The sequence below is a fragment of the Flavobacterium sp. TN-1 genome (assembly GCF_052828645.1).
In genome coordinates, this window is sequence record NZ_CM128253.1 from 2,551,447 (window position 1) to 2,566,928 (window position 15,482).

At 32.2% G+C, this 15,482-nt stretch carries 23 protein-coding genes; 18 read left to right on the forward strand and 5 right to left on the reverse strand.

The genetic code is table 11. From position 1 onward, the window contains the following. Positions 1 to 23: 23 nt before the first annotated feature. The 3 genes from ACUXZJ_RS11290 to ACUXZJ_RS11300 all read right to left on the reverse strand — a co-directional run bounded on the left by ACUXZJ_RS11290 (position 24) and on the right by ACUXZJ_RS11300 (position 3,124). Positions 24 to 1,280 (reverse strand): alginate export family protein, encoded by a 1,257-nt coding sequence (locus ACUXZJ_RS11290; protein WP_446195029.1) that lies wholly within the window; start codon positions 1,278 to 1,280, stop codon positions 24 to 26. Between the two features lie 62 nt (positions 1,281 to 1,342). Continuing rightward, complete coding sequence (locus tag ACUXZJ_RS11295; RefSeq protein WP_060382161.1) at positions 1,343 to 2,674, reverse strand: cbb3-type cytochrome c oxidase subunit I; 1,332 nt, start codon at positions 2,672 to 2,674, stop codon at positions 1,343 to 1,345. 15 nt (positions 2,675 to 2,689) lie between these two features. Next, positions 2,690 to 3,124: a c-type cytochrome gene (locus tag ACUXZJ_RS11300; RefSeq protein ID WP_063743920.1), complete on the reverse strand. Its 435-nt coding sequence runs from the start codon at positions 3,122 to 3,124 to the stop codon at positions 2,690 to 2,692. Between the two features lie 200 nt (positions 3,125 to 3,324). Between ACUXZJ_RS11300 and ric the strand changes: the two genes are divergently transcribed. The 4 genes from ric to ACUXZJ_RS11320 all read left to right on the forward strand — a co-directional run bounded on the left by ric (position 3,325) and on the right by ACUXZJ_RS11320 (position 6,393). Then, complete coding sequence (gene ric / locus ACUXZJ_RS11305) at positions 3,325 to 4,050, forward strand: iron-sulfur cluster repair di-iron protein (protein ID WP_063743919.1); 726 nt, start codon at positions 3,325 to 3,327, stop codon at positions 4,048 to 4,050. A gap of 139 nt (positions 4,051 to 4,189) precedes the next feature. After that, a complete protein-coding gene (locus tag ACUXZJ_RS11310) occupies positions 4,190 to 5,284 on the forward strand; it encodes a DNA adenine methylase (protein WP_063743918.1) in 1,095 nt (364 codons plus the stop codon). Beyond that, the gene (locus ACUXZJ_RS11315; RefSeq protein ID WP_235588346.1) at positions 5,284 to 5,460 is read left to right on the forward strand and encodes a hypothetical protein; all 177 of its coding nucleotides are present in this window, start codon (positions 5,284 to 5,286) and stop codon (positions 5,458 to 5,460) included. Before ACUXZJ_RS11310 ends, ACUXZJ_RS11315 begins: the two co-directional genes overlap by 1 nt. Before the next feature lie 174 nt (positions 5,461 to 5,634). Beyond that, positions 5,635 to 6,393, forward strand: a complete 759-nt coding sequence (locus ACUXZJ_RS11320) for a hypothetical protein (protein ID WP_235588347.1) — start codon at positions 5,635 to 5,637, stop codon at positions 6,391 to 6,393. 862 nt (positions 6,394 to 7,255) lie between these two features. Here ACUXZJ_RS11320 and ACUXZJ_RS11325 read toward each other — a convergent pair. Then, on the reverse strand, positions 7,256 to 7,729 hold the full coding sequence (locus ACUXZJ_RS11325) for a hypothetical protein (RefSeq protein WP_446195033.1): 474 nt from the start codon (positions 7,727 to 7,729) through the stop codon (positions 7,256 to 7,258). Between the two features lie 97 nt (positions 7,730 to 7,826). Here ACUXZJ_RS11325 and ACUXZJ_RS11330 point away from each other — a divergent pair, with 97 nt between their 5' ends. Genes ACUXZJ_RS11330 through ACUXZJ_RS11345 form a run of 4 tightly spaced genes read left to right on the forward strand, consistent with a single transcriptional unit; the run spans position 7,827 to position 9,086 of the window. Continuing rightward, positions 7,827 to 8,054 carry a hypothetical protein gene (locus ACUXZJ_RS11330; protein WP_088418506.1) on the forward strand — a complete coding sequence of 76 codons (228 nt, stop codon included), beginning with the start codon at positions 7,827 to 7,829 and terminating at the stop codon, positions 8,052 to 8,054. Next, entirely contained in the window at positions 8,038 to 8,619 is a 582-nt protein-coding gene (locus ACUXZJ_RS11335; protein ID WP_088418508.1) for an antA/AntB antirepressor family protein, read from the forward strand. Before ACUXZJ_RS11330 ends, ACUXZJ_RS11335 begins: the two co-directional genes overlap by 17 nt. Next, entirely contained in the window at positions 8,619 to 8,762 is a 144-nt protein-coding gene (locus ACUXZJ_RS11340; protein WP_163445087.1) for a hypothetical protein, read from the forward strand. The genes ACUXZJ_RS11335 and ACUXZJ_RS11340 overlap by 1 nt, the downstream gene beginning before the upstream one ends. A 24-nt stretch (positions 8,763 to 8,786) precedes the next feature. Further along, on the forward strand, positions 8,787 to 9,086 hold the full coding sequence (locus ACUXZJ_RS11345; protein WP_446195036.1) for a hypothetical protein: 300 nt from the start codon (positions 8,787 to 8,789) through the stop codon (positions 9,084 to 9,086). Here ACUXZJ_RS11345 and ACUXZJ_RS11350 read toward each other — a convergent pair. Next, positions 9,055 to 9,252 carry a KTSC domain-containing protein gene (locus ACUXZJ_RS11350; RefSeq protein ID WP_088420441.1) on the reverse strand — a complete coding sequence of 66 codons (198 nt, stop codon included), beginning with the start codon at positions 9,250 to 9,252 and terminating at the stop codon, positions 9,055 to 9,057. The two genes, ACUXZJ_RS11345 and ACUXZJ_RS11350, sit on opposite strands and share 32 nt — an antisense overlap. A gap of 101 nt (positions 9,253 to 9,353) precedes the next feature. Between ACUXZJ_RS11350 and ACUXZJ_RS11355 the strand changes: the two genes are divergently transcribed. Genes ACUXZJ_RS11355 through ACUXZJ_RS11400 form a run of 10 tightly spaced genes read left to right on the forward strand, consistent with a single transcriptional unit; the run spans position 9,354 to position 15,425 of the window. After that, positions 9,354 to 11,441, forward strand: a complete 2,088-nt coding sequence (locus ACUXZJ_RS11355) for a hypothetical protein (protein WP_446194937.1) — start codon at positions 9,354 to 9,356, stop codon at positions 11,439 to 11,441. Continuing rightward, positions 11,441 to 12,376 (forward strand): AAA family ATPase, encoded by a 936-nt coding sequence (locus ACUXZJ_RS11360; protein ID WP_446195038.1) that lies wholly within the window; start codon positions 11,441 to 11,443, stop codon positions 12,374 to 12,376. Before ACUXZJ_RS11355 ends, ACUXZJ_RS11360 begins: the two co-directional genes overlap by 1 nt. After that, entirely contained in the window at positions 12,376 to 13,092 is a 717-nt protein-coding gene (locus ACUXZJ_RS11365) for an ATP-binding protein (protein WP_088420736.1), read from the forward strand. The genes ACUXZJ_RS11360 and ACUXZJ_RS11365 overlap by 1 nt, the downstream gene beginning before the upstream one ends. Before the next feature lie 2 nt (positions 13,093 to 13,094). Beyond that, the gene (locus ACUXZJ_RS11370) at positions 13,095 to 13,484 is read left to right on the forward strand and encodes a hypothetical protein (RefSeq protein ID WP_446195040.1); all 390 of its coding nucleotides are present in this window, start codon (positions 13,095 to 13,097) and stop codon (positions 13,482 to 13,484) included. A 5-nt stretch (positions 13,485 to 13,489) separates the two neighbouring features. Continuing rightward, positions 13,490 to 13,753, forward strand: a complete 264-nt coding sequence (locus ACUXZJ_RS11375; protein ID WP_163445129.1) for a hypothetical protein — start codon at positions 13,490 to 13,492, stop codon at positions 13,751 to 13,753. 8 nt (positions 13,754 to 13,761) lie between these two features. Beyond that, on the forward strand, positions 13,762 to 14,415 hold the full coding sequence (locus ACUXZJ_RS11380) for a DUF3164 family protein (protein WP_446195042.1): 654 nt from the start codon (positions 13,762 to 13,764) through the stop codon (positions 14,413 to 14,415). Between the two features lies 1 nt (position 14,416). Beyond that, positions 14,417 to 14,617, forward strand: a complete 201-nt coding sequence (locus tag ACUXZJ_RS11385; RefSeq protein WP_446195044.1) for a hypothetical protein — start codon at positions 14,417 to 14,419, stop codon at positions 14,615 to 14,617. 5 nt (positions 14,618 to 14,622) lie between these two features. Next, complete coding sequence (locus ACUXZJ_RS11390; protein ID WP_163444441.1) at positions 14,623 to 14,769, forward strand: hypothetical protein; 147 nt, start codon at positions 14,623 to 14,625, stop codon at positions 14,767 to 14,769. A gap of 12 nt (positions 14,770 to 14,781) precedes the next feature. After that, positions 14,782 to 15,237 (forward strand): hypothetical protein, encoded by a 456-nt coding sequence (locus ACUXZJ_RS11395; protein ID WP_127821664.1) that lies wholly within the window; start codon positions 14,782 to 14,784, stop codon positions 15,235 to 15,237. After that, positions 15,237 to 15,425, forward strand: coding sequence for a hypothetical protein (locus ACUXZJ_RS11400; RefSeq protein ID WP_127821663.1), 189 nt, complete (start codon positions 15,237 to 15,239; stop codon positions 15,423 to 15,425). The genes ACUXZJ_RS11395 and ACUXZJ_RS11400 overlap by 1 nt, the downstream gene beginning before the upstream one ends. The last annotated feature ends 57 nt before the right edge of the window (positions 15,426 to 15,482 follow it).

Genomic DNA, 15,482 nt, shown 5'->3' on the forward strand with positions numbered 1-15,482 from the left:
ATATTATTGTATTTGTATTAGGGTTAATTTTGAATCTTAAAGTTTGAATAGAATAGGTTGGGGTTAATTTTTATGGATAAAAAACCCCAATTATTACCATTGTTTTTATTACCACCTTTTATAATTTCCATAGAGGTTGTGGCAAACATTTGAGAGAATCCACCGTCTAGGGTTATATTTTCAAATAGTTTATAAGAAGCTGTAAAATCAATTTCAGTACCTAAATAATTATCTTTTTTTTCTCCTAATTGATAAATATTTGCACTTGATAAAAAGTAATGAGGTGAAAGACGTGCAGAAAATTTATCTTTTTCGTATTGTAAATTCAGATAAAAATCAGTTAAACCTACAGTATTAATGTGATTTCCTACATAAAAATAATCCATATATCCATTAAACTTATGATTTGTTCCATACAACGGATTAAATGATTTAATGTCGCTACTAGTATCATCTTGATCTTTTCCTGATATATATTCAAAACCAAGACCTGCTAGGAATGACGGAACAAATTTGTAATTTATGTTTGTAGTAAAGTAATTAGCCATTACACGATTTGTATTTATTTTTCCTGTTTGAAGATAAGTAGCTCCATCAATATTCCAATTTCCTTTCTTGAATACGAATCTAGGTCCGAATGTTTGACTATAATCTATTTTTTCTTCTCCATTTATCAAATAAGGCATACCATTGTTTAAGATTAATAAGCTTAAATTTAAATTCTTAAAAGTTCCATTATACCAAGCATATTGGAGCGATTTATATTGAGAAGGAAGATAAATTTCTTTAAAATTAGTTTCTTTATTTGCATTGTATGCAAGACCTAGATGTATGATTTGTTTACTAGAAGGAATAATCTTAAATAGAAAAGCATCATGACTTTTAGCCTGCATTGTCCAGTCTATACTTCCTAAAATTCTATGATCGTCATACGCTATTTCTTGTCGTCCTATTTTAAAAGATAATTTGTCATTTAATTTTACTTCTCCATAAGCTTCATGGAAATTTATACCTGTATCATTTTTTGAATTAGTTAATACATCCCCCCAAGTTCTCACGTTTTGAGGCGAAGCGACTAATTTTATATTATTATAACTATAATCAAAAGAAATACGAGTTCTTTGAGTAGTAAAAGTGGCTGCTTTTTCATTAACAGGTTTTAATGTGCTATAACCATTTCTATTTTCTAGTCGTACTCTTAAATCAGCATTTATATTAAATTGTTGAGAAAAAATTACAGAAGAGAATAATCCCGCAATTGTAAAATATACAGGTTTCATAACTATTAAAATTTATTTGTTAGTAACGGTTGTTATGGTTTGTTTTTTAGCTGTTATATTTTTTAGCCAATTATGGCCTCATCGTTCGTTTTACCATGTTTAATAAAATCGTATATGTATAAAGAAATTCCTAGAGTAAATAATGTGGCACACAGTAGTAATACTACAAAGTGAATAGCTATTTCATTCTGAACGGTCATGAACTCCATTTTAAACTTTCTTTCAAGATATACTTGAGCTACTCCAGCTACCCCAAAAGCGGTGGTCATACCTAACATACCAATATTTGATAACCAAAATGCCATACGTCCTGTAACTGAATCATATCTTTTTCTTCCTGTAAGATTAGGTATAGCATAACTAATAATTGCTAATACAATCATGGCGTATGCTCCCCAAAATGCTAGATGTCCGTGCATTGCGGTAACTAGAGTTCCGTGTGTATATACATTGGTTTGAGGAAGGGTATGAGCAAAACCCAGTAGACCAGCACCTATAAAAGATACAATTGCGGATCCTAATGTCCAGTATAGAGCTAATTTATTAGAATGTTTTTTTTCTCCTTTTCTATACATATTTACTGCAAATAAAGCCATACCTAAAAAAGCTAAAGGTTCTAGAGCCGAGAAAATGCCTCCTATGATTAACCAAATTTTATTTACGCCTATGTAGTAATAATGATGACCTGTTCCAAGAATACCTGATAAGAATGTTAATCCCACAATTACATATAACCATTTTTCAATAACTTCACGGTCAACACCTGTTAATTTGATTAATAAGAATGATAAAATACCTCCCATGATTAATTCCCAAACGCCTTCTACCCATAAATGAACTACCCACCAACGGAAAAAAGAATCCATTACTTGACTATCAAACCAAATCATACCAGGTAAGTATAACAAAGCCGCAAATACTAAGCCCATTGATAGAACCAATGCAGTTGTTGTTTTTCTTTCTGCTTTAAATAGGGTTGTTATTATTAATCCTAGGAATAAAAGCACATTTATGACTACTAAATAATCTAATTCTCTTGGTATTTCTAAAAATTTCCTACCTTCCCAATGATTAAAGTGATAGCCTATTACAGCTACTACACCTACAATACCAAGTGATATTAATTGAACATAAGCTAATTTTACATTTACTAATTCTCGTTGTGCTTCTTCGGGAATAATGTAATAAGCAGCTCCCATAAAACCTGTTAATAGCCAAACTACGAGTAAATTAGTGTGTACAGCTCTAGCGGTATTAAAAGGAATGATGTTGTGTAATCCATCCAATCCAATTCGGGCAAAGCCCATAATAAAACCATAGATTATTTGAAGTGCTAATAACAGCATACATAAGGCAAAAAACCAATAGGCTACTTTTTGTGATTTATATTTCATTTTAATTACTTTTTATTAATTATTTACTTTTGATAATGGAGAAACGATTCTGTCAAATCCATTTAAATCAATATCACCAATCCATTTTAAGTAAGCTACCACAGCATCAGCATCTTCAGAACTCATTTTATAGGCTACCATTTTTCTTCCGTTAGGAGCCCAAGGTATAGGTGACATTAAAACAGCTTTAATATAATTTTCACCTCGTCTATCAATAACTTTGGTTAACTCAGGAGCATAATAAGCACCCTCTCCCAAAATCGTATGACACCCCATGCAATTATTAGATTCCCAAATTTCTTTGCCACGGATTACCTGTGTGTTAATCTTAGTGTAGTTTGTTTGATCGTTGTTTGAGGAAAATGAATAGATTGTTAATCCAATAAAAATTAGAAACGTTACTAATGTACCTCCCAAAAAAAACATTCTTGCCTGCGATTTTGATAGCATAATTATTCTTTTTTTAATTATTATTAATGAGATGTTTTTGTCTTATTTGAATAACAAATTTCATTAACATTAGCTTAACTATATATGATATTTGTCATACAAAGGTTTTTTAATAAAGGTTTTTTGCTATATGATCTGAGTCATAAAAAGAAAAAGAATTAAGAAGTAATTTCGAGAGATTAATTATAAAACAGACAAAAATGGATATAGTAAAAAATAAATTAATAGGCGAATATGTTGCAGAAGACTATAGAACGGCTCAAATTTTTTCAAAATATGGAATAGATTTTTGTTGTAAAGGAAATAGAACCATCAATGAAGTATGTGAGATAATAGGAATTAAAGAAGAGATTTTATTAGATGAACTAAATTCCTTTGATAAAAATGTAAATGATGATTTAAATAATTTTAAAACGATGCCATTAGATAGACTTATTGAACATATAGAATCAAGACATCATACCTATGTCGAAGAAAAACTACCTATCATAATACAATTTCTAAATAAAATTTGTGATGTTCACGGGACGAAGCACCCAGAACTTTTTGAAATAAGAACACTTTTTGTAGCCAGTTCAAATGATTTAACCCAGCACATGAAAAAAGAGGAATTAATTCTTTTTCCTTTTATAAAAAAAATGGTAGAACTAGCCAATGATAATACGGAAATTCCTCTACCTAGTTTTATAACCGTTAACAATCCTATTCAAATGATGAAGCATGAACATGAGAATGAAGGAGATAGATTTAGTAAAATTAGTAAGCTCACTAACCAATATACACCCCCTCAAGGAGTTTGTAACACTTACAACGTTACCTATGCAATGCTGAAGGAATTTGAAGAAGATTTGCACAAACACATTCATCTTGAAAACAATATTCTTTTTCCTTCTGCTATACAATTAGAAACAAAATTAATTCATTAAAAAAATTGTTATGTCTCATTATAGGACGACCGCGAAAAAATAAATATTCGAGCTGACATTGGACAAATTTTTCAAAGCTTCGTAAAATTAAGAGAGTTAAATTTAGTAACTTGAGAACTTAAAATTAAGACAGATAATAATGCTTTTTGAAGAATATAAATACTTTAATTACCAATTTCCTGAACCTCAATATTTAGGTGCAAAGTATACTTTATTGCCTTGGCTTAATCAATTCATTCCTAAAAATATAAACTCTGCGATTGATGCCTTTTCTGGCTCGCAATCTGTTGGTTATTTATTGAAACAACAAGGATACAAAGTAATTACAAACGATTTTCTAAATTTTAATAACCAAATTGGTAAAGCATTAATTGAAAATAAATCGACCAAATTAGAAAAAAAAGATTTAGATATTCTATTTCAACCTGCAAAAAACAAAAGTGAGTTTGACTTATTTGAAAGTACATTTACCAATGTGTTTTTTGAGAAAGAAGAGGCACAGTTTTTAGATAATTTTAGAGCAAATATCCCATTATTAGAAAATGAGTTTAAGCAAGCTCTTGCTTTCACGGTTATGAATAGAAGTATGACCCGAAAAATAACAATGGGGCATTTTGGTCATACACAGGCTTTAGTCTATGCAAACGACCCAGAAAGAATAAAACGTAACAGGAGTCTAATCAGACCAGTCAAAGAAATTTTTGAAGAATTACTTCCAAAATACAATGATGCCATTTTTGATAATAAGAAAGACAACCAAAGTTTCAACCAGAATATTTTAGACTTACTACCCAAAATCGAAAATATTGATTTGGCTTATTTCGATCCACCATATTGTGACAGTCACGCAGATTATCAAGGATTTTACCATTTATTAGAAACTTATACGGAGTATTGGAAAGACAAAGATTTTATAAATGGTATTAAACGTTATGAACCGCAAAGATTTAGTGGTTTTGAAAAGAAAAGAGATGTTATATCTTCTTTTGAAAAACTATTTGAATTATCAGAAGGAATTCCTAATTGGTTAATTAGCTATAACAATAGGAGTTATCCTGGAATTGAAAAATTTGAGAAATTAATCTCAAAATACCGAAACGTAACAGTAGAAGCTAAAACATATCAAAACGGAAGAGGTGGAAAAGGAAGTGTTGCAGGTAGTCAAGAAATACTATTTGTCTGCAGTCCCAAAAAAAGCATTTCGTTTCAAGTATTCAAAAAAACAATTAGTTAATGAAGGACTTTAATTACTGGGATAAATTACACAAAAACGAAGAACTAGAAGAATTTAGTAATAATAATGTTGGGCTTTTATGGCTCAAAACAAAATCAATTATAAGAAAAAAACTTATTGCTGAATTTTTAAAAATCAATAACATTACTTTACAAGAAACTGCTCTTGCCAAATAATTCAGCGAATTATTTGGCATTTTAAATTCTGATGTATTAAACTCAAACAATCTCCTTCACGACTTCATTAAATCAGAAAATGCTAAACAAGTAGGAGCGTTAAATACAGATGAACTCGTATCTGAATTATACAAATTAAAGAATTTTGATTGGGGTGGAGATTATCAAAATTCTTTGGACAAATATTTAATTAAACGTTACGTAAAAATCCAAAATCCTTCTTATGAAAACTTACTTTCTAAATTTGAAACTGAAATCAACGCAGCAGTTCAAGGATATGTTTTAAATAGTTGGTATAACCATTGGAGCAGTATTTTAATCGAACATATTTTCAAATCTCATACGGAAGTTTTGCCAACGGTTGGACAAATCAAAAGCGTTGACTTTTTTATTAATCATATACCATTTGATTTGAAAGTAACCTACTTACCAGCAGAGTATATAAAAACTAAACGCAAAGAAAAAGGATTGCCAGTTGAACTAACTTTTCTAAAAAAGAAAGCAACAGAAGCAAAAATTATTTTTGACAAAACAGCAAAATCAGCAGACATTTTCTACGAAATAGTTGAAAAAATGAAAGATAGGAATGATACTTTCTGTTTGAACGCTTTAAAGACCTTAAAAGACGAAAAATTAGAAATTTTAAAAGAAGTACAAAACAACCCAAAAGTATTAGCTACTTGGCTTTATGAAAATCAAGGAGAAATGCGTTTTGGCTCTGAAAATCGTTTATTCCTTGTGTTGGTTGACACAGATGACTTTACAAATTCGTGGAAATTGAAAAGAAATATTGACCTTTTAAAGCCAACAATCCTAACCTATTTGGACAACTTCAAAACCAAAAAGATAGAAGATCTGAAAATTGAATTCGAATTCAAAGGAAAATCAAAAACATTTACAGCATTGACAGACATAATATTTGTAGTGAAATAGGATACTCAACGGCTGAAAAAACAACGAAGGTATAACAGCAGTTTGGTAAAATGGCGCATTTATTGCTAAAATGAAAGTAAGTGCTTTTAAATTCATCACTTCGCTAAGCTTCAAATCGTTATATCCTATTAAAAATATTAATAAGAGAGAGTGTATGTTAGATTTTAGAGAAGAAAAAAAATAAAATTCTTTTTTCTTCTTTAGTCGTTTTATAAATTTAACCTATCCCCCCTAAATACAGATACCCAAATACACTAAAACATAAAAACCCCTGAAAACCCTTGTAAAATAAGCCTCTCACGAATGTTGGGAGGTTTTTTTTTGAAAAATACAAATGCCCAGATTATACCATTTGCTACAGTTATGCTACCGTTTGAGGATGCGATATTGTACCATTTTAATGATACACTACCATTAGCAAGACAAATATAGCAAAAAAAGCCCTTAAAACCCTGTAAATACAAGCTTTTAAGCTATAAATACCCTAACACACCACCACGCTAAAAACCCTTTTTAAAACCAATTTAAATGCGATTTTACAAGAAATACGACTTTTTGTATTTTACCTGTTTTTTTGCAATGGATGAACAGTTGGGTGAACAGTTGGATGAACAAAAATAAGATTTAAAAACACGACTTACACCCTATACCCTAGTATTAAAAACCATAGTTAAGGCGTAAAAATAGCCACTTAACCCCCCTATAATTGCAATAAAAATAGATAGCTATAAGTATTATATTTTTGATTTTCAGTTAAATAACGATTTTGAGCCTTTTTTTACACCTTCTTTTATTAGCGTTTTATGCATCTTACACCTCCTCCAGTACCTCGTTTTTATGCACCACACGCATATACACGCTACTAACCTGCCGCTCTGTTACCGCCTTGCCTTGTTGCGTTAGCTAACTCTTGTTTTAAACGGGTTACCTCGGATTCTAAATAGTTTATTTTGTCATTTTTTGCAATTATTTCATTTTTTTGGCTTTCAAGAGCAATGTTTTGGCTATCTATGGTTAGTTTATATCCCTCAATAACTTCTTTTCGTGCATCAGCAAGTTCTTTGTAATCAAAATCTTTGTATTGATTTAGTTGATTTGGCACAATACGAGTTTTGAGCATGTCGCCACGTCCTAAAATCCAAAATTTGTTTATATTTTCATTTGCCTCACATAGTTTTGTTATGAATTTATCCGAAAGCGGTACTTTTTCATTAATTATCTGTGAAAATGAAGACTTTGTGTAGCCTAATTTTTTAGCTAGTTCAGTATCATTTTCAGCGAATCCCTCATAAATCAACCATTTACACAGTTTCCTAACCCTCTCTATTTTAGTCATATAGAATTATTTCGTTTATTTTTTAAAAAAAGTTTCGATTTTAAATAAAAAAATAGAAACTTTGTTTATATATTTGCCACATCAAAACATTATAACAATGACAAAAGTAGTAGAATTATCGGAGATTGTTACGATTTGCGAACAAAATAAACAAACAGGCGATGTGTACACCTTATCTAAGATGTTCAACATGACCACCGATGCAATTCGTATGCGCATATCACGCAAGGACGAAAGAACTTACAGAGCCTTATACATCATTGTATGTCAGCGTGAACAACTTATAAACGACTTTAAAAACCATCAATATGAATCAACTAATTAACATTACCAACCAAAACGGAACTTCAGTAGTTTCAGCAAGAGATTTACACCAATTTTTAGAAGTTAAAACAGAATTTAAGGACTGGATAGCTAGAAGAATCGAAGAATACGGATTCGTTGAAGATGTAGATTTTGTTTTGCCGCTCAATTTTGAGCAGCAAAAAGGTAGAGGTGGTCACAACCGAAAAGAATACGCCATCACTTTAGATATGGCTAAGGAGTTGAGTATGGTTGAAAAAAACGAAAAAGGTCGCAAAGCACGTCAGTATTTCATCCGTATAGAAAAGGAACAACGTCAAAACAGTATTCTTATTCCTGCCAAAGTAGTTTCTAACGGGGTTACGTGTCTGCCTTACACGCATTGGTTATTGCAAAATGGTTATTCTGTAAATAGTGGTGCTTTTAGAAGGCGTATCAAGAAAAACCCTAGCCAATTTGTAAAAGGTGCAAAAGGCTGGTACATCAGCGAGGGTATGGCGCAGTATTTTTTGAACCACCGTGAGAATACGCAAATGGTTCAACAATTGCCACCAGCTAATCCTTTACAACTAAACATTTTTGAATAATGAACGACCTAAACGCACAGTACCGAGCGCAAATAGAAGCCTTACAAAAGGAACTTGAGCGCAAAAACAAACAATTAAAAGAGGCAACCACGCTCATACAAGAACTACACGACTTGTTTGCCTCTGAATTAAAAGAGCTTTAAACCCTCATAAATAATATACAGAAAATGGAACAGACAGTTATTATAAATATTGATAAGTTAATAGATAATATCTCTATTACTCATCCCTCACAAGCTGATAATCATCAAGCACTTAATGAACAACCTGAACATAATGAAATAGAAGTATTAATAAAGGCAAGCGATTTAAGTGAAATGATTAACGAAATAAAAAGGCTTCGTTATCACGAAGCTACTACGGTAGGGCTTTGGGCTATTGACCAAAAACCCTCAAAAGTAAATCACAAATGGATTAGGAAAAATGCTTTTAAGATTAAGAAACTCGGTACTCATCCCTTATCCTAAGGCTAAAAAACGAACCTTTCGAACGTGCATTTAAGAAGTCTTTAAAAACATACTCGGGTACACGATGATATTTATAGAGCATACCAGACTTAAATTTTACATATAAAACAGAATTTTCGGAATCATAGCCAATAGCACTAATAACAGAAGAACGAACAGCAATCATATTACTATATTTTTTGATTAGACACCTCAAATATAGTAAAAATCCCGCCACGGCATTAGCGTGGTTTCGACACCACGGCGGGAACAAAAACTAAAATTCAAATGGAAAAAGAAACCCCATACGAATACCACGATAACAAACTGGGCGTAAAGCTCAAGTACTTAATTGCTGATAGAAATAAACATGAGGATAGTCTTTGTCTTTTTACCTATAGAGCTTTAAGACAAAGACTAGATAGATTTAGTTCACAAGAAGAAGAGCTACGTCGTGGATGCTATGGTAAAGATGCATTAGTAGTATTCGAAAGTTTGGACAGACGCACTAAAGATATTCTAATACTAACTTTTGGAGAACCTGAAAAAGAGGTTAAGAAAAATTGGTTTGCAAGTGCTTATATGCCTGATTCATACGCTAGGCAGTTTTTTGAAAAACACACCTACGGTGAAGATAACAAAAAACTGAAAAGCAAAGATATAGACTTGTACACAAATAATGCTTCTGTATTAAACACAGTAATTAAAATAAAAGAACAAAGAAAATACGGTAATAAAGCAAGGCAAGTACAAGGAGTTGATATTTGGGAAACCTTAAGTAATGATGTAAATGCGTTTAGAGAAATTACACATAATTTACCTACTTCAAGTCATGGACTAAGACGTAAAATTAGAGAATACCAAAAAAATGGATATGCTTCGCTTATTTCGGGCAAATTAACAACCAAAAATGCGATCAAGGTAAAATCAAGAGAGCAAATGGCATTGCTAGATGAATTGATTTCAAAACATAACAATTTTGAAAATCAAACTATATCAGAAATATACAACGCATTAGCAGAACGTTTAGAATGGAAGTTAATAACAGCTCAAACAGTAGGTAACAGAAGAAAATTAAGCAATCTAACCACTTATGCAGGTCGAAAAGGAACAAAAGCATTGAGTAATAATATTCTAATGCAAAACAAACGAAGTAAGCCTACTAAACCAATGCTTTACTGGACACTCGATGGATGGATGGCTGAGCTTTTATATCAAAAAACAACGGTAGATAATAAAGGATATTCAACAACTACATATCACAATCGATTGACAATTGTTGTAGTACTTGACCCTTTTAACAAATATCCTGTAGGTTATGCCATAGGTCAGCAAGAATCTTCTGAATTAATAAAGGAAGCAATGCTTAATGCGGTAATGCATACAAAGGAGTTATTTGGTCAGTATTTCAAACCTGTACAATTACAGTCAGACAACTATCAGATGAAGAAATTAAAACCAATGTATGAAGCCTGTACCAAATATTTTACCCCAGCAAAAGTGGGTAATGCAAAAGCAAAAGTCATTGAACCCTACTTCGCTCACATAAATAAAAAATATTGTCAAATGTTTGAAAATTGGAGCGGATTTGGGGTTGAAAGTGGAAGTAAAAAGCAACCTAACGATGAATATTTAAACAAAATTCGTCACTCCTTTCCTGATGAAGCAGGTTGCCGTATGCAATTAGAGTCTATCATTTCGGCAGAACGATCCAAAAAACAAAAAGAATATTTACAACAATGGAATGCTGTCGAAGATGAACTAAGGCTTCCGTTTGAAAAGGAAAGTTTCTTAATGGCATTAGGAAGCACTACAGGAGGGACAAACAGATTAACTGGAGAAGGAATACGATTAAAAATAAATGGCAGTCCAGTATTTTATGATTGTTTCGATATGAGTATGAGAAAAAAAGCGCATTTGGACTGGAAGATTCTCTATAATCCTCACAATTTAGAGGAAGCCATAGCACTGAGCCCAGAGGGAGATTACCGATTTGAATTGGAACAAAAATACATTCAACCTATGGCACTTGCAGAACAGTCTGAAAACGATACAGCTCAAAGATTAAGGATAAAAGAGTTTAATGAAAAAACCACAACATACATTATTGAGAAACGTCAGGAAAATATTGAAACCTTAAAGTCGGTTTTTGAAAATCCTTTATTAAACGACACACTAGCAAAACATTTACTAGTAGATAGTAGAGGACAGCACAAAGACACACAAAATAAAGAAAGAATGCTACAAGTAAAAGCAGAAAAAGTGATGCTAAAACAAGAAAAAGAAAAAGCCAAAAAAGAAGAAAAAACGTGGCTTGAAGAGCAAAACGAATACATAAAAGAGAAAATTGACCTAACCAAATACGCACAATACTAATGACAACAGAACAAAAAAACACAATAGTAAACGCACTAGAAGCATATTTAATCAAATATGACATATCAGCAAATGTATTTGTTGAAAAAACAGGAATTAACGAATCCTACATCACTAACATGCGCAATCGAAGCTTTAAAGTAGGTAAGACAGAAATTAAAGAAAAATGGTTTATAGCAGTTGCCAAAAATATAGGATTTGAACTTGAAAAAAATTACTGGAAAAGACAGTTTACAAATCAAACTACAGCTATGCTAGCGGTTTTGGAAGATGCTAAGTTTTATGGTTTGACCAATGTAATTATAGGCGAAACAGGATGCGGTAAAAGCTATACAGCTCAATGGTTTGCAGATGCGAATCCTCAACATATGTTTATTATCAAAGTAGGCTCTAGCGATAACCTTTCGGATCTGATTGATAAAATCTTAGAGGTAACAAAAATTCCTATTTCTAAAACCAAATCAAAAAACATTAGTTCGATTGTAAAATATTTTAAAAAGCTAAAGTTCGAAGGTTATAAGCCTATGTTAATTTTTGATGAGTGTGAGTATATGAAACAAGCTACTTTGTGTATGATGAAAGAACTTTACGATGACTTGTTGAAAGAGTGCTCTATTATACTCATTGGCACAGATGAACTACTAGATAAGCTAGATAAAATGCGAAAAAGGAAAAAGGAAGGAATGCGCCAGTTTTACCGTCGTTTAAAATTTAGAGTTAGAGTACTACCGAGTATCGATACTTCTTTTAAACTGTTTTTAAATGAAATTGAAGATAAAGATTTAAAAACCTTTTTACAGCGTAATTGTGAAAATTATGGAGAATTACATGATGCCTTAGTTCCAGCCATGCGTGAGGCTGATAGAACAGGTGAGCCTCTAACGGAAGATTTTGTTCGTAAAGTTTTAAATATACCAAAAACAATGTTTTTATAATGGAAAATACCCTAATGCAACCTACAGATGTAATTGCAAAAGCATCGGAAATAAAACAAGAAAAAAAAGCGAAAAAGCAAAAAAGTATTATCCCGCTTTCAGATGTTTTAGCTCAAAATTTTAAAACAATTAAACTTGAAGGCGAATGGTATGAAGCTTTTGGAGAACCACAAGACAAAGGGGTTTGGTTAGTTTGGGGAAGTTCGGGAGGTGGTAAGAGCTACTTTGTTATGCAGCTCGCAAAAGAGCTCGCAAAAACAAAAAAAGTACTTTACAACGTGCTTGAAGAAGAAACCTCCGATACTGATTTTATAAATCGAGTAAAAAATGTAGGGATGAATGATGTTAAGGATAAATTCAAAATGCAACGTCACGGTTATGAAGACTTGGTAAACTTTCTGAAAAAAGCAAAGAAAAGTTATAATCCAGAAGTAATTATAATTGATAGCCTACCTTATTTCATTAAAACATTTGATCAATACATAAAATTAAAAAAACAATTTCCTAGTAAAATATTCATTTTCACCGCTCACGCTAAGGGAGCTAATCCGAGGAGCGAACTAGAAACGAGAGTGCAGTATGATGCTAAAATGAAAATTTTTGTAAACGGTTACTTAGCATCTTGCAAAGGGCGAACCATAGGACCTAACGGTGGACACTTTATAAGTTGGAAAGAAGGTTACGAAAAAGTAAGAGGTACAATAGAAAATGAATAAAAATGCAAACAACAAACAACATTCACAAGCTACTTGGCATAACGCCACAAAAATACCAAGAACAAGATTTTGAACGCTATATAGGCTGGTGTGAAAGTGTAACCAGTAATACTAGAGACTTTCAAAAAGTAATAGCCAACTCACTTATTAAAAATTGGTACAATATGGAAATGAAAAAATGCGAGCTGACTTTTTTAGAAGATATAAAAGGCTATAGCAATGCAAGTACCGCAGACTATATTGAAGCTTATGACAAAAGTGTGGTCAAACTATTTAGCATTTTCCCAAAGTCATTACTCCAATTAGCTAAAAAAAGACCTCCCGTAAATGAGCGGTGTATGTACCAAATAGGATGTGTACGACTTGAACCTGATTTTTTAACACTTAACTAATAATAATGAATCCGAACGAAATTAAACAACGATTAAAAGTGCTTTACTTGGTATTACAGTTCCACTCACAATACCAATCTAAGTTCACCACAGGCGAACGCATAGTTATCAATCAGGAACGAGGACAACTCTTGCAGCTGCTACAAAACACAGAACAAGAACCTCGACCTGTACCTGTAGGTATTGAGAAAAAAATTAAAGAAGTGCTACACTTAGTAGATAGCATTGACTGGATTCCTTTGAATTTTATTGATTTTATAGACGAATAGATTTAACCATGAACACAGAAGAAACAATAGACATCAGTAAGATGTCAGTAGCAGAACTGGAAGCCTTTTTGCGAAAAAAGAAAGACAAAGAGGTAAAACAATTAGCTAAAGAAAAAGAAACCTATGAAAGGGAGCGAGACGAGAAAGCGCAAACCATGGTCAGAACGGCAAAAGCTTTTTTTAAAGAACTCAGCGAGTTCAAACAATATTGTCATATAGAAATGGAAGACCAAGCTAATAAACTGGCTAATTATGGCAAAATCAGGGGAAATAGTAAAGGTGGTTTTTCTATATCAGACACAAACGACACCGTTAAAGTAACCCGCCGTAGAGATACAGAGCCTGTGTGGGATGAACGCTCTAACAAAGCCGTGGAATTAATCAAAGACTTTTTAAGTGATTCCATAAAAAAACGAGACTTGGATATGTACGAAATTCTAATGAGTTTTTTAGAGCGTAACGAAAACGGCGACCTCGAGTACAAGCGTGTAATGGACTTATACAAGCACGAGGACAAGTTTAACGACCCACGATGGAAAGAAGGCTTGCGATTGATAAAAGAAAGCTTTAGCAATCACTTAAAAGGCTATGGCTACGAGTTCAAGTTTAAAAACGAAAGTGGAAAGTGGGAAAATGTAATCTTAAATTTTTCAAGTTTATAAGATGAGCATTGTAATTGAACCCAAAACTGACCACGAAAGCTATTTAGTAAATGGGAAAGAAGTGTACAAAAACAGTTATAACAGCTGGATTGCGTCAACTGAATTGACATGTCAAGAACGCAAAGCTTTTGAAATTTACAAACAAAAAGTAATTGATAATCCAGCCTTTAAAAAGCATACAAAGGCTACGTTTAAAATTTAAATTTCATGATAGAGATAATTAGAAATGGTATTCAAGAAACTTGGGAGTGTTGGATTGGAGGTAGAATATGGGAATGGAACGATGATCTACAAGCACTTTTAAAAAAGTTAGCCTCTCAAGCAGAAGATATAGAAGAAGATATAAATAGTTAAAAACAATAAAAAATGGCAACAATAAAACAACTTCAAACCCTATTTAGCAAGCTTGGAATACTAAAAGAGCAACGCGCCGAACGCATAAACGCTTGGACTTCTGGCAGAACTCAAAGCAGTAAAGAGCTACAACAAGATGAATTAGACGAACTATGCGAATCTTTAACAAGCGAAGTAAAATTGCAAAAGCAACTTTTAGAAGATACAAAACGTCAAAGACGTTCTATCATTCTAACTATTGCTACAAGAACGGGTATTAAACAGCCAAACGACTGGGACACATTCAACCATTTTATGCTACACAAAAGCTGTGTGAGAAAATCATTAAGGCTTTGCAATTTAGACGAATTGGAGCAGGTTATACTTCAATTTAGAGCTTTAGAACATAGTAATGCTATTTCTGCTCAAAAAGCAGGAACAAAGGCTTATTTTAATCAGTTTGGAATGCAAAAACCAAGTAATAATTAATGAAGACAGCAATATTAAACTACTATATTGATGAGAATGGCAGAAAACAACCCATATATGGTAATAGCTGCGATCATAAAAATACTCATATAAGAGTAATTAATAATATAGTAACCTGCGAAACAACTATTGTAGTTTGTGATGATTGTAAAATAACAGTAACTGAACCAATAACCGATTGCAGATGAAAAAAATAAAAATAGGAAAAGTAATTGACAATTGTCCCTTAGAAGATTATAAAGGAA